Source organism: Streptomyces sp. NPDC050806 (assembly GCF_055586425.1).
This window is the reverse complement of record NZ_JBVJIF010000001.1, coordinates 778,553-792,054: the sequence shown is the minus strand read 5'-3', so window position 1 is coordinate 792,054 and position 13,502 is coordinate 778,553. Positions and strand designations below refer to the sequence as shown.

Annotated in this window: 11 protein-coding genes; 6 read left to right on the top strand and 5 right to left on the bottom strand. The window is 71.4% G+C overall.

Annotated elements, in window-relative coordinates:
* Positions 1–161: 161 nt before the first annotated feature.
* A complete protein-coding gene (locus ACZ6WH_RS03550) occupies positions 162–956 on the bottom strand; it encodes an SDR family NAD(P)-dependent oxidoreductase (RefSeq protein WP_469725652.1) in 795 nt (264 codons plus the stop codon).
* Positions 957–1,195: 239 nt separating this feature from the next.
* A complete protein-coding gene (locus ACZ6WH_RS03545; protein ID WP_432849829.1) occupies positions 1,196–2,149 on the bottom strand; it encodes a LysR family transcriptional regulator in 954 nt (317 codons plus the stop codon).
* A 172-nt stretch (positions 2,150–2,321) separates the two neighbouring features.
* Between ACZ6WH_RS03545 and ACZ6WH_RS03540 the strand changes: the two genes are divergently transcribed.
* From ACZ6WH_RS03540 to gndA, 4 genes are all read left to right on the top strand, one after another.
* A complete protein-coding gene (locus ACZ6WH_RS03540) occupies positions 2,322–3,443 on the top strand; it encodes a PrpF domain-containing protein (RefSeq protein WP_469725650.1) in 1,122 nt (373 codons plus the stop codon).
* A 75-nt stretch (positions 3,444–3,518) separates the two neighbouring features.
* Positions 3,519–4,772 carry an SLC13 family permease gene (locus ACZ6WH_RS03535; protein WP_469725648.1) on the top strand — a complete coding sequence of 418 codons (1,254 nt, stop codon included), beginning with the start codon at positions 3,519–3,521 and terminating at the stop codon, positions 4,770–4,772.
* Between the two features lie 236 nt (positions 4,773–5,008).
* Positions 5,009–5,395 (top strand): hypothetical protein, encoded by a 387-nt coding sequence (locus ACZ6WH_RS03530; RefSeq protein ID WP_432849834.1) that lies wholly within the window; start codon positions 5,009–5,011, stop codon positions 5,393–5,395.
* Positions 5,396–5,579: 184 nt separating this feature from the next.
* On the top strand, positions 5,580–7,034 hold the full coding sequence (gene gndA, locus ACZ6WH_RS03525) for an NADP-dependent phosphogluconate dehydrogenase (RefSeq protein WP_469725647.1): 1,455 nt from the start codon (positions 5,580–5,582) through the stop codon (positions 7,032–7,034).
* Positions 7,035–7,536: 502 nt separating this feature from the next.
* On the opposite strand, the gene yczR is transcribed toward gndA, so the two are convergent.
* On the bottom strand, positions 7,537–9,144 hold the full coding sequence (gene yczR / locus ACZ6WH_RS03520; RefSeq protein ID WP_469725645.1) for a MocR-like transcription factor YczR: 1,608 nt from the start codon (positions 9,142–9,144) through the stop codon (positions 7,537–7,539).
* Between the two features lie 227 nt (positions 9,145–9,371).
* Here yczR and yczE point away from each other — a divergent pair, with 227 nt between their 5' ends.
* The gene (gene yczE, locus ACZ6WH_RS03515) at positions 9,372–10,019 is read left to right on the top strand and encodes a membrane protein YczE (RefSeq protein WP_469725643.1); all 648 of its coding nucleotides are present in this window, start codon (positions 9,372–9,374) and stop codon (positions 10,017–10,019) included.
* Here the strand turns inward: yczE and ACZ6WH_RS03510 are convergent.
* Positions 9,946–10,713: a DeoR/GlpR family DNA-binding transcription regulator gene (locus ACZ6WH_RS03510; RefSeq protein WP_469725642.1), complete on the bottom strand. Its 768-nt coding sequence runs from the start codon at positions 10,711–10,713 to the stop codon at positions 9,946–9,948. The genes yczE and ACZ6WH_RS03510 overlap by 74 nt on opposite strands.
* A gap of 72 nt (positions 10,714–10,785) precedes the next feature.
* Here ACZ6WH_RS03510 and ACZ6WH_RS03505 point away from each other — a divergent pair, with 72 nt between their 5' ends.
* Positions 10,786–12,048 (top strand): MFS transporter, encoded by a 1,263-nt coding sequence (locus tag ACZ6WH_RS03505; protein ID WP_469725641.1) that lies wholly within the window; start codon positions 10,786–10,788, stop codon positions 12,046–12,048.
* A gap of 21 nt (positions 12,049–12,069) precedes the next feature.
* Here the strand turns inward: ACZ6WH_RS03505 and eno are convergent, their stop codons facing one another.
* Entirely contained in the window at positions 12,070–13,353 is a 1,284-nt protein-coding gene (eno, locus tag ACZ6WH_RS03500; RefSeq protein ID WP_469725640.1) for a phosphopyruvate hydratase, read from the bottom strand.
* Positions 13,354–13,502: the final 149 nt, after the last annotated feature.

Here is a 13,502-nt window from a genome sequence, read left to right as displayed (position 1 = left end):
GGGCGGTCCTTTCGCACGGCGATCGGTCGTCGCCGGTGCAGGTCGGTACGGGTTCGCCGGTACGGGTCGCCGGTACGGGTTCGTCGGTACGAGCCCGTCAGTGCGGGCTCGCTCTCCGCTACGGGCTCGTCGCTGCGGTCTCGTCGCGACGGACGGGCTCGTCAGGGAATCAGGGTCGGTGCCACCCCGCCGTCGACGCGCAGCGCCGCGCCGGTGGTCGCTGAAGCGTGCTCGGATGCCGCGTACACGGCCAGCGCGGCCACTTCCTCGGGCCGGATGAGGCGGCCGAGGAGCGAGGTGGGCCGCTCCTGCCGGATGAAGGCGGCCTCGGCCTCCGCGAAGGAGGTGCCGGGACCGACCCGGTCGGCGATGAACTCCTCGACGCCGGGGGTCAGCGTGGGCCCGGGCAGGACGGAGTTGACGGTGACGCCGGTGCCGGCCAGCTCCTGCGCCATACCGCGCGAGACGGCGAGCTGGGCGGTCTTGGTCATGCCGTAGTGGACCATCTCGGTCGGCGTCATGACCGCCGACTCGCTGGAGATGAACAGCACCCGGCCCCAGCCCCGCTCGGCCATCCGCGGTGCGTAGTGGCGGGCCAGCCGGATGCCGCTGAGAACGTTGACGTCGAAGAACCGCTGCCATTCGGCGTCGGGGATCTCGAAGACGGGGGTGGCGGAGAAGATGCCGGTGTTGTTGACGAGCACGTCGCAGTCGGGGACCGCCGCGATCAGGGCGCCGGTGCCCTCGGCGGTGGACACGTCGGCGGCCACCGCGCGGATCCGGTCGGAGCCGGTCTCCTTGGCGATCTCCTGGGCCGCCCGGGCGGTGCGGCTCTCGTCACGGCCGTTGACGACGACCTCGGCGTCGGCCCGGGCGGCGGCCACGGCGATGGCACGGCCGATGCCCGCGGTGGAGCCCGTGACGATCACGGTACGGCCGGACAGATCGATATGCATGGGACAACCCTTCCTTCGACACGCGCCCTGGTCCGGATGCGCCACCTCAAGATTTAACACGCGCATGCAATTATTGCGAGCGCAGGTAAAACGCTAACGCATCCTCCTGCCCGCAAGCACACTGCCGTCAGGCGCCCGGCCACTGGCAGCGGTCCCCTGCCATTCCGACACGTGCGGGGCGAGGCGCTGACGGACGACGCCCCGCGCACGCGCAGCGCCATGCCATCGCGCCGGTCCGCTCAGCCCCGCCGGACCGCTCCGAGCTGGGCCCGGTGCAGGCCGGAGGAGGCGAACCGCTGTGCCACCACGCGCAGGACGCGGGTCATCGCCTGAGCGGGTGGAGTGGTGGGACGGGCCTGGGCGTGGGCGAGCAGGATGCGGCGGGTGGGGGCCGGCACGTCGGAGGCGAAGGGGAGCAGGCGGACGTCGCTGCGGCGGCTGGTGAGGGCGAGCCGGGGTGCGAGTGCGATGCCCAGCCCGGCGGCCACCATGGCCTGCGCCTCCTGGTAGTCGTGCGACGCGTAGGCGATGCGCGGCTCGAACCCGGCCTGGCGGCAGCTGCGGCGCAGCACGTCGGCGACGGGGTGGTTGTCGGCTCGGATGATCCATTCCTGGTCGGCCAGGTCGCTCAGACGCACGGAAGGATGCGTGCGCAGGGGCGAGTCCGCAGGGACCACCAGCACTGTGGGGTCGTCGAGCAGGTGGGTGAGGGCGAGCGCCGGGTCTTCGAGACGGTTCCAGTCGTAGTCCCACAGCAGCGCCTGTTCCACCTCGCCGGTGTGCAGCATCTCGCACAGCTCGGACAGGACGCCCGCGCGCACTTCGATGCGTACCTCGGCGTGCCGGCGGCGGAAGCGGGTGAGTGCGAGCGGCAGGAGCGAGGCGCTCGCGGTGGGGAAGGAACCGAGCCGCAGTGTGCCCTGGTCGAGGTCGGCGAAGGACTCCAAGTCGGCCTGGGCGGCGCGCAGCTCGCGGCGGATGACCTGCCCGCGTTCGGCCAGCGCGGCGCCGGCCGGGGTGGGGCGGATGCCGCGGGGCAGCCGCTCCATCAGCGGCTGTCCGGCCGCCCGCTCCAGCAGGGACATCTGCTGGGAGGCCGCGGAGGTGGTCATGCCCATCGCCTCCGCCGCGGCGGTGAGGGAGCCGCGTTCGGCGGCCTCGGTGAGCAGCAGGAGATGGCGCACGTTCAGCATGGCGCTGAGTTTAGCTGAGCTAAACCCTGGTGAAGCTGACTGCCATTGTGCCCAAGTCGCACCTCTGCGAAGGTCTTCGCATTCGCCGGAGCGGTTCACCGGTTGGCAATGCGCCCGTAACCGTTCTCCGGCCCTTTCCCGCACCCGCGTTGATCGAGAAAGAGCCTCAGACGTGCACACTCCCGCGACCCTGGTCCGCGGTGGCACCAGCAAGTGCTGGCTGTTCCACCAGGTCCATGTCCCCGCCGAACTCGGCGCACTGGAGAAACTGCTGGTCGCCGCCTACGGCGCCACCGATCCGGTGGAACTCGACGGGGTCGGCGGGGCCACCCCCACCACCTCCAAGGCCGCGATCGTCAGCGCCTCGCCCGACCCCGGAACGGACATCGACTACCTCTTCGCGCAGGTCGGCATCGGCACCGGCTCGGTGGAGTGGACGAGCAACTGCGGCAACTGCGCCACCGGCGTCGCCCTCTACGCGGTCGCGAAGGGCCTGGTGCCGATCACCGGGGACCGGACTCGTGTGGTGATGCGCAACATGAACACCGGCGCGGTGCTCGAAGGGCTCGTGGACACCACCGGGGGCGTGGCGCACGACTTCGGCGAGCAGACCGTACCGGGCACCCGCGCCGGTGGTGTCGCGGTCGGCCTCACCTTCCGCGACCCGGCGGGCCGTACCACCGGATCCCTGCTGCCCACCGGGCTGGCCGCACAGGAGCTGCGAGTCGGGGCCGCAGAACCGGTTCTGGTGAGCATGGTGGACGCCGGGGCGCCGGTCGTTCTCGTCGAGGCCGCCAGTGCCGCACGCACCGGCTCCGAGACCTTGGAGCAGATGCGTACGGACGCGCCCTGGCTGCGCACCGTCCGGCACGCCGCCGCACCGCTGATGGGACTGGTCGAGCCGGGCGAGGAACCCGGCGACGCGGTCCCCAAGGTGGGGCTGATCGGCCGGCCGGTCGCGTACACCACCACGCTCGGCGAACGCGTCGCGGCGCAGGACTACGACGTCTCCGTGCGCATGCTCACCATGAACGCGCCGCACCCCGCGATCGGCCTGACCTCCGCCGTCGCCGTCGCGGCCGCGGCCCTGCGGGAGGACTCCGTGGTCTCCCGGGCCGCGGGCCGCACGGCCGGTGAGTGGCTTCGCCTGGGCACTCCCGCCGGTGTGATCGCGGTGCGCTGCTCGGACCTGCGAAACGGCCTGCCGGGCCGGGTCACCGTGCAGCGGGCGGCACGGCTGCTCGCCGACGCCCGTATCTACGTACCGGAGTCGGACCGGCCGCAAGCGGCCTGACCGGGGCCGCCTTCACCCCCCGGGTTGACCTCGCGCCTCAGGGCGCGCCCCCTCCTCACCGCACCAAGGACAATGATGTCTACTGAAGTGATCTCCATAGGCGCGCTACTGGTGATGTTCGTGGTCGGCACCATCCTGCCGATCAACCTGGGCATCCTCGCCTTCGTCGCCACCTTCGCCGTCGGCACCGTCTCGCTCGGCCTCACCGAGGACGAGATCTTCGAGGGCTTCCCGGTGGAACTCTTCGTGACCATCGTCGGAGTCACGTACCTCTTCTCCGTCGCCCGCCGCAACGGCACCATCGACTGGCTCGTCGCGGCGGGAGTGCGGCTGGTACGCGGCAAGGTGGCGCTCATTCCCTGGGTGCTGTTCCTGGTGGCCGCGACGCTCACGGCGTTCGGCACGTTCACCCCGGCCGCCGTCGCGCTCCTCGTACCCATCGCGATGGACTTCGCCCACCGCTACGGAATCAACCCGCTCGTGGCCGGGATGATGGTGATCAGCGGCGGGCACGCGGGCGCCTTCTCGCCCCTCGCCGTCTCCGGTGCGCTCGTCCTGGGTCTGGTGGACGACACAACGCTGCACGTCTCGCCCGTGACCCTGTTCGCCGCCAGCTTCGTGATCAACCTGCTGCTGTCCGCCCTCACGTACGTGCTCCTCGCCAAGCGCCCCGCTCCGCCGGCCGAGACGGCGCACGAGACGGCCGACGGCGAGGCCCCCGCCGCGTTCGGCAGACCCGACTGGCGTCAGTGGCTCACCCTCGGCTCTCTGCTCGCGCTGGTGGTCGGCGCGCTCGGCTTCCGGCTGGAGATCGGCTTCCTGGCCCTGGTGGCGGGCGCGCTGCTGGCGCTGGTGGACATGGAGCGGCAGGAGAAGGCCGTGGACGGCATCAGCTGGTCCACGCTGCTGCTGGTGGCAGGCATGATGACGTACATCGCGATGCTGGAGAAGGCCGGCATCATCGAGGACATCTCCCAGCACGCCGCCGGCCTCGGCGCCCCCCTCGTCGTGGCCCTGGTGCTGTGTTTCACCGTGGCCATCACCTCGGCCTTCGCCTCCTCCACCGCGATCCTGACCGCGATCATTCCCCTCGCCGTCCCGCTGCTGCTCTCCAGCCACCTCAGCGCGGCCGGTCTGATCGCGGCGCTCGCGGTGTCCACCACGATCGTCGACACCTCACCGTTCTCCACCAACGGCGCCCTCGTTCTCAGCAACGCCCGCGGCATCGACACCCGCCGCTTCTACCGCCAGATCATCAGCTACACCGGCGGCATCGTCGCGCTCGGCCCCATCGTCGCGTGGGGAGCCCTGGTCCTCCCCTGGTCATAACGCCTGGCCCTCCCTGCCGAGCGCGGCATCCGCATCGGTGCCCCGGACGTACGGCCGAAGGCGGCCTGCCCGGACGTGTCGTGCTCGTCCCCTGAGGGCCCCTCCCGCACGCGTAACTCGTGATGGTTCCTCGCGTTGGTCTGCTGGGGACCGCCTCCGGTCATACCGAGGGGTGGCCCCGGGCAGATCGGATGCCTCGGTGCGGGGCCAGGAAGAGCGGTTGAGGGCACATCGTCATGCACGTCATCATCAAGAAGATCGCTTCGGCAATCGGAGCCACGGCCGCGGCGCTCGGCTGCGTCATCGTCTCCGGCCCGCCCGCCGCGGCTGCGGGCAAGTGGTGCAACCACTCGGTCTGCATCGAGACCTACGACAGCGGGACGTACCTGGGCAGGGTGGAGGTCTCCGTCACCAACACCAACCAGCCGAACCGCATCTCCGCCCGGGTGTGGACCACCAACGGCTGGAGCGCGAAGACCAAGTCCGAGGACGTCGCCAAATTCCGCACCTACCGGGATCAGGCCTACCCCCAGCGCCACTTCCCCGCAGGCACCCGGCTGTGCGCCGAAGGGTTCCGCGGTGACCAGAGCGTCGGCCTCCCTTGCGTGACCCTCACCTCGTGACAGATGCGGCGCCGGCCTGAGAGCCGCGGCCCTCGGCTCGTTCCGGTGACTCGCCGCTGGCGAGCCGACTCGACGCGCTCACGGCGCTGGGCAAGGATGGGCCAGGTGTCACCGTCGGCATCGGCGCGCCTCGACGCAGCCAGCGGGAGGCGCTTCGCGCACTGTCCGGACGAGAGAGGGCCACATGGACACGCACACATCGGTAGCCAATATCGGCGTCGTCGGACTGGCGGTGATGGGTTCGAACCTGGCTCGCAACCTCGCCTCCCGCGAGGGCAACACCGTCGCCGTTTACAACCGCACCCATGCCCGTACGGAAGAGCTGCTCGCCGAGCATCCCGAGGCGGGATTCGTCGCCGCAGAGTCGGTCGACGACTTCGTCGCGTCGCTGGCGAAGCCACGCACGGCGATCATCATGGTGAAGGCCGGGGCGGGCACGGACGCGGTGATCGACCAGCTCGCCGAACGCTTCGAACCCGGCGACATCATCGTTGATGGTGGCAACGCGAACTTCGACGACACCATCGCCCGGGAGAAGCGGATCGCACCCACCGGCATCCACTTCGTCGGGGCCGGAATCTCCGGTGGCGAGGAGGGCGCGCTCAAGGGCCCATCGATCATGCCGGGTGGCTCCGCGGAGTCCTACCGGACGCTCGGGCCCATCCTCGCCTCGATCGCGGCCGTCGCCGAGGGCGAGCCCTGCGTCACCCACGTCGGCACCGACGGCGCCGGCCACTTTGTGAAGATGATTCACAACGGTATCGAATACGCCGACATGCAGTTGATCGCCGAGGCGTACGACCTGCTGCGCACGGTCGGCGGCCACCGGCCGGCGGCGATCGCGGACGTCTTCGCCGAGTGGAACAGGGGCTCTCTGGAGTCGTACCTCATCGAGATCACCGCTGAGGTGCTGCGCCAGGTCGACCCCGCCACGGGTGAGCCGTTCGTCGACATCGTGCTCGACCAGGCCGGTTCGAAGGGCACCGGCGTGTGGACCGTGCAGAACGCGCTGGACCTGGGCATCCCGGTGGGCGGCATCGCCGAAGCCGTCTTCGCCCGCGCCGTCTCCGCCAAGCCGGCACAGCGCGAAGCGGTGCAGCGGGTCGTCACCTCGCGGCCGGAAGCGCAGAGCGTCGACTCCTCCTTCGCCGACGACGTGGCCAAGGCGCTCTACTCCTCCAAGGTCGTCGCCTACGCGCAGGGCTTTGACGCCATCATCGCCGGCGCGGAGAAGTACGGCTGGGACATCCACAAGGACAGGATCGCCAAGATCTGGCGGGGCGGCTGCATCATTCGCGCCCAGTTCCTCAACCGCATCGCCGAGGCCTACGACGAGAACCCGGACATCGCCACTCTGCTCGAAGCCCCCTACTTCGCACAGGCCGTCGCCGATGGGGAGTCCGCCTGGCGTCGCGTCGTCGCGACGGCGGCGCTCTCCGGCGTACCGATCCCGGGCTTCAGCGCCGCGCTCAGCTACTACGACTCGCTGGCGACCAAGCGGCTCCCCGCCGCCCTCGTGCAGGCCCAGCGCGACTTCTTCGGCGCCCACACCTACAAGCGCGTCGACAAGGACGGCACGTTCCACACCCTCTGGTCGGGCGACCGCACCGAGATCGAGGTCGAGGGCTCCAGCCACTGAGGTCGACCACGCCACCGGGCCCGTCAGACCCGCCGGATGACCGAAACCCGATCATGAGACCTCGGAAACAGCCGAAATTCCGCGCACCCCTCCCCCGCCGCAGCCGTCTCTCAAGTGAGTGAGACGGCCGGACAGCCGGACGTCCGACGGGCGGGGAAGTGGGGTTCAACGACGCTGCCGGACGGTACGCGGGTCCTGCGTACGAAGGAGGACGGCCCGGATCAGAAGGGCGGCGCGGGTTCGGTCGGCTGGACGGTGGATACCCTGCGGCCGGACGGCTTCCGTGTCGTGGTGATGGCCCTCAACTCCCCGGCCCCGGGCCGTCCCGCCGCGCGGGCCCAACCTGCCCTATCTATGGAGGAGTTGCAGGGTCTCGCTCTCGATGAGCGGTGGCTCGCGCGGCGGTGAGCCGCATGCCGGACCAGGTCACTGCCACCTCAAACCAGGTCACTGTCACCTCGGACCAGGTCCCCGTCACCGCCGGCGCGCGGCCCACAGGCTCTCAGGCGATCCAGTGGGGGCGACGACGGGAGGAAGCAGGCCGGGACAGGGCGGCGGGGAGGGCGGTGGCCAGGCGGTGTACGGCCTCGCGGAGGGTGTCCGGCGGGGCGGTGTAGGGAATGCGGAGGCGTTGTTCGAAGAGGCCCGGGTCCGTGGCGAAGTGGGCCCCGCTCTCGATGCGTACGCCGTGTTCCCACGCCTGCTCGGCGAGGGCCGTGGCGATGGGTTCGCCCAGGTCGGCCCAGAGCGACAGGCCGCCGGGCGGCAGGTGCCAGCGCCACTGCGGGAGGTGTTGGGTCAACGCCTCCGCCAAGACGGCCCGCCGGTCCCGGAGTTGCTGGAGGCGGTCCGGCAGGAGCACGTCGGCCCGGTCGAGCAGGTCCAGGGCGAGGAGCTGGTCCAGAACCGAGCCGCCCATGTCGGTGGCGACCCGCTGACCGGCGAGTTCGGTGACGAGCCGGGCGGGCGCGCGCAGCCAGCCGATGCGCAGGCCGGCCCAGTGGGTCTTGCTCATCGAGCCGATGGTGATCAGCCGGCCGGCCCCGGAGCCCGGCGCGGCGTGGGCGGCGAAGGGCGGCGGCGCCGGCCCGTCCAGGGCGAGGTCGGTCAGGGTCTCGTCGATGACCAGCCAGGCGCCGGAGCGTTCCGCGGCGCGCAGGGCCCGGACGCGTTCGTGCTCGGGCATGAGGCAGCCGGTGGGGTTGTGGAAGTCGGGGATGAGGTAGGCGAGTCGGGGCACCGTACGGTGGAACGTCGATTCGACGATCTCGACGTCCCAGCCGGTTTCGGTCACGGGTACCGACACGGTACGCAGCCCGGCACGGCCCATGGCGTCCAGTGCGTTCGGGTAGGAGGGGTTCTCGGTCATGACCCGGTCGCCGGGCCTGCAGAGGAGGCCGAGTACGAGAGTGAGGGCGTGCTGCGCGCCGGCGGTCATCAGGATCTGTTCGGGCAGGGTGGGCAGGCCCCGTCGGACGAAGCGCTCGGCGATGGCGGCGCGCAGTTCCGGTAGCCCGTAGGGGTGATAGCCGGGAGTGTGCACGTGCGCGGCCATGTGGGGTGCGACGCGGGCGAGGGCCTCGACGATCGTCTCCTCGGGGAGGCCGGGGGCGGCCCTGGCCAGGTCGATCGCGGTCTCCCGCGGCCCGAGGAGGCGGGCGACGCCGCTGGGGGTACGGCCTTCCGGCAGCGCCGTCCAGGTGCCGGAGCCCTGCCGGCTGTGTGCGTAGCCGTCTTCGCGCAGCAGGTCGTACACGGCGGTGACGGTGGGCCGGCTGACGTTCAGGGCGGCGGACAGTTCGCGTTCGGCGGGGAGCCTGACGTGCAGTGCGATGTGTCCGTCCAGGATCAGCGCACCGATCGCCCGGGCGAGGTGGCGGTAGACGGGCCGGGCGCCCGCCGGGTCGGGCAGCATCGCGGCGAGCCGGCGGCCGCCGAGGACGCGGTCCGCGCGGCCGGCCTTGTCCGCACGGGGGTATGTCCGAGGAGGGGTGTGCCGGTGCGCGGGGGCATGGGTGGCACGAGTGCCATCGGTGTGCTGGGGGCCATCGGTGTGCTGATGCGCGGGGGCATCGGAAGGCGCCTGGGAGGGCGGAGACGCGTCAGCCATACCATTCTTCCGTGATTGGCCATGGGAACCGAGCCGATCACTGTACAGAGTTGCCCGCAATGGCCGGCCGCAGGGGCTCGGCACACGGACGCATTGCGGAGGCGACGGGCATGGCACGGCAGCGAAGGCGACAGGGGCATGGAGAGGGAGAGGGACAGCAGGGGAAACGGCTACCACCGCGTGGGGACCTGCCACCGCTCACCTATCTCTCCCTCCGCGAGCGGCCGTTGCGCCGGCTGACTCAGCTGTTCGCCGGCCTCGCCCTGTACGGCTTCAGCCTCTCGGTGCTGGTGCGGGCCTCGTTGGGCGTCAATCCATGGAGTGTGCTGTACGAGGGGCTGGCGGAGCGTACGTCCTTGAGCTTCGGCACGGTCAGTGCGGTACTGGGCGTTCTCGTGCTGGTGTTGTGGATTCCGCTCGGACTGCGGCCGACGTTCGGCACGGCCGCCAACATCGTCGTGCTGGCGGGCTCCGCCGACCTCGGTCTCCTGCTCCTCCCCCAGCACCTCGGGCTGCCGGCCCGGATCGCGCTGCTGGCCGGCGGGGTGCTCCTCAACGGGCTGTCCGTGGCCGTCTACGTCGGAGCGCGCCTCGGCCCGGGGCCGCGGGACGGGCTGATGACCGGCACCGCCGCCGCGACCGGGCGTTCCCTCCGGCTGGTCCGCACCCTGATGGAGATCACCGTGCTCGCGGTCGGCTGGCTGCTCGGCGGAACCGTCGGCGCGGGGACGGTGCTGTACGCATGCGCGGTCGGCACGGTCACGCAGTTCTGCGTGCCGTGGTTCGCGTACCGTGGCACGGTCACACCTGATGCACCGTCACGCCCGCGGCGGTCAGGGCGTCCGTCTCCTCGTCCGGCGCCGACTCGTCGGTGATGACGGTGTGCAGGGCGGAGACGGGCGTGACCAGGGCGAGGGCCGTGCGGGAGAGCTTGTCCGCCTCGGCGACGGCGATGACGCGGCGGGCCGAGGCGATCGCGGTGCGCTTGACCGCGGCGTCCTCCAGATCGTAGGCGGTCAGCCCGGTCGCCGCGGTCAGGCCGCAGCAGCCGATGACCGCGGTGTCGAAGCGGAGGGCGGCGAGCGATGCCTCGGTCAGGGGGCCGGTCAGTGCCAGCTCGCCCGGTCGGGGGCGGCCGCCGGGGACGAGCAGGGTCAGACGTGGCGCGCCGGTCAGTGCGTTGACCGCGTGCAGGGACAGTGGCATCACTGTCAGCCGCCTGGATTCCAGTACGCGGGCGACCTCCAGACAGGTGGTGCCGCTGTCGAGGACGACGGACTCGCCATCGGTGAGCAGGCCGGCGACCGCGGCGGCGATGCGCCTCTTGGCGGCGACGCCCTCCTGGGCCCGTAGTGCGAACGGCGGCTCCTCGCCGCGCAGCAGCAGACTGCGCGCGCCACCGCGGTAGCGCTCCAGGACGCCCTGGCCGGCCAGTGCTTCCAGATCGCGGCGGATGGTCATCTCCGACGCGCCGGTCAGCTCGGCCAGTTCGGCGACGCCCATCCGGCCCGCCTCGCGTACGGCCTCGGTGATGCGCCTCAGCCGGTCTGTGCTCGCTGTCGTTGCCACCCCACGATAGAACATCCAAGATGTTCGTAAAGCAAGCTTACGAACATCGTGTTTGTTCGATAAGTTCGCCGCATGGAGAGATCTCTGCGGTACGGCCGAGTGGCCACCTTCGCCTACTTCGCCCTGAACGGCTTTCTCCTGGGCATGTGGATCGTCCACATCCCCACGATCGAGCAGCGGACGGGGATCAGCCACGCGGTGCTGGGCTGGCTCCTGCTCCTGCTCGGCCTGGGAGCCTTCGCGGGCATGCAGCTGGCCGGACCGCTCACCGACCGGCTCGGCGCGCGGACGGTCGTGCCGCTCAGCGCCGCCCTGTGCAGCGCGGCCGTCGTCCTGCCGGGTCTGGCCGGCAGCGCCTGGGCGCTCGCCGGCGCCCTGCTGCTGCTCGGCCTCGGCAACGGCTGCCTCGACGTGAGCATGAACGCGCACGCCGTGCAGGTCGAGCGGGGGTACGGCCGCCCCGTGATGTCCGCCTTCCACGCCACCTTCTCCATCGGTGGCGTCCTCGCGGCGCTCATCGGCGCCCGCACGCTGAGCTGGGGCTGGAGCCCCGCGGCCACCCTCGACGGAGTGGCGCTCTTCGGTGTCGTCGCGGCCGGCGCCGCGACCGGCGGACTGCTGCGGCCGGAGCGCACCGCCGCCGGGACGGACCCGGCCGGGGCGGCTTCGGAGACCGGGGCGGCTTCGGACGCCGGGGCAGCTTCGGACGCCGGTAGGGCTCCGGGCGCCGGGGCGGCGCGCCGCGCCCGGACGCCGCGGCGCATCTGGTTCATGGCCGTGCTCGCGCTGATGCTGATGCTCTGCGAAGGGGTCGCCAACGACTGGAGCGTGCTGCACCTCAAGGACGTACTGGACGCGCCGGCCGCCACCGCGGCCTTCGCGTACGGCGCCTTCTCCACCGCCATGACCGTCGGCCGGTTCCTCGCCGACCGGGTGGCGGGCCGATTCGGCGCGGTGGCCGTGCTCCGCTACGGCGCAGCCCTCGGCGGGGTCGGCCTGACGGTGGCGGCGCTCTCGCCGTGGGTGCCGCTCGCGCTGGTGGGCTGGGCCGTCTTCGGGACCGGACTGTCCGGCTGCATCCCGCAGCTGTTCAGCGCGGCGGGCCACGCCGACCAGGACGCGGCCGGGGTGAACGTCTCACGCGTGGCCGGACTCGGCTACCTCGGCATGCTCGCCGGGCCCGCGGTCATCGGGCCGCTGACCCACCTCGCCCCGCTCAACCTCACGTTCCTGCTGCCCGCCGCGCTGTGCGCGGTCGCCGCCTGCACGGCCACCGTACTGCGCGCCCCGGCCCCGGCTCCGGCCGCCGTCCACGCGGAGGCCGACGCCGCGTGAACAACCTGCGGGTCAATACGGCTAGCGGCGCAGCCGCAGCGCCTCCGCACCCGCGTACCGGGCACTGTCCCCCAACTGCTCCTCGATTCGGATGAGTTGGTTGTACTTGGCGGTGCGGTCGGAGCGGGACAGTGATCCGGTCTTGATCTGGCCGCAGCCCGTGGCCACCGCCAGGTCCGCGATCGTCGTGTCCTCCGTCTCTCCCGAGCGGTGCGACATGACGACGGTGCAGCCCGCCCGGTGGGCGGCGTTGACGGTGGCCAGGGCCTCCGTCAGGGTGCCGATCTGATTGACCTTCACCAGGACCGAGTTGGCGACGCCGGAGGCTATGCCCTCGCGCAGCAGGGTCTCGTTCGTGCAGAACACGTCGTCGCCGGTGAGCTGGCAGTACGCACCGACCCGCGCGGTCAGATCCCGCCATCCCGTCAGGTCGTCCTCGGCCATCGGGTCCTCGATCGACACGATGGGGTACGCGTCGATCAGCTTGGCCAGGTAGTCGGCGTTTTCGGCGGGCGTGCGCCGCACTCCTTCCCCGCTGTAGTCGTAGACGCCTTCGCGGAAGAACTCGGACGACGCCGGGTCCATTACCAGGCCGATGTCCGTGCCGGGCCGGTAACCCGTGCGCTCGACGGCGGCCACCACGAAGTCGAGGGCCTCCTCGGCGGTGCGCAGGGCGGGCGCGAAGCCGCCCTCGTCGCCCACGCCCGTGGAGTGCCCGGCGGCGAGGAGGTCGCGGCGCAGGGTGTGGAAGATCTCGGACCCCATCCGCACGGCCTCGGCGAAGGTCTCCGCGCCGATCGGGGCGATCATGAATTCCTGGAAGTCCAGGGGATTGTCGGCGTGCGCGCCCCCGTTGACGATGTTCATCATCGGTACGGGCAGCAGCCGGGCGTCGGAGCCGCCCAGGTAGCGGTAGAGCGGCAGGCGGTGGGCCGCGGCCGCGGCCTTGGCGGTGGCCAGGGAGACCCCGAGGATCGCGTTGGCGCCGAGCCTGGACTTGGCGGGGGTGCCGTCCGCGGCGACGAGCGCGGCGTCCAGGCCGGCCTGGTCCTCGGCCTCGCGACCGGCGACGGCGGCTGCGAGTTCCGTGTTGACGTGGCGTACCGCTTGGTCGACGCCCTTGCCGTGCCAGCGGGCCGGGTCGCCGTCGCGGAGTTCGACGGCCTCGCGGGCGCCGGTCGATGCGCCGGAGGGGACCGCGGCCCGGCCGATGGATCCGTCCGCCAGTTCCACGTCCACTTCGACGGTGGGGTTGCCCCTGCTGTCGAGGACGCTGCGGCCGGTGACGGAGGTGATGGCTGTCATGGGAGCCCTTCCCGTTGTCGCATGCAGGCCGGGGTTCGGCTGCGGCGACGGTGACGCGGAACCCGGCGCGAAGCACTCTACAGCAATGCTGTTCAGTTTTGCTGTTCAGTATTGCTGCGAAGTTCTACTGCGCAGTTCTGCTGTGCAGC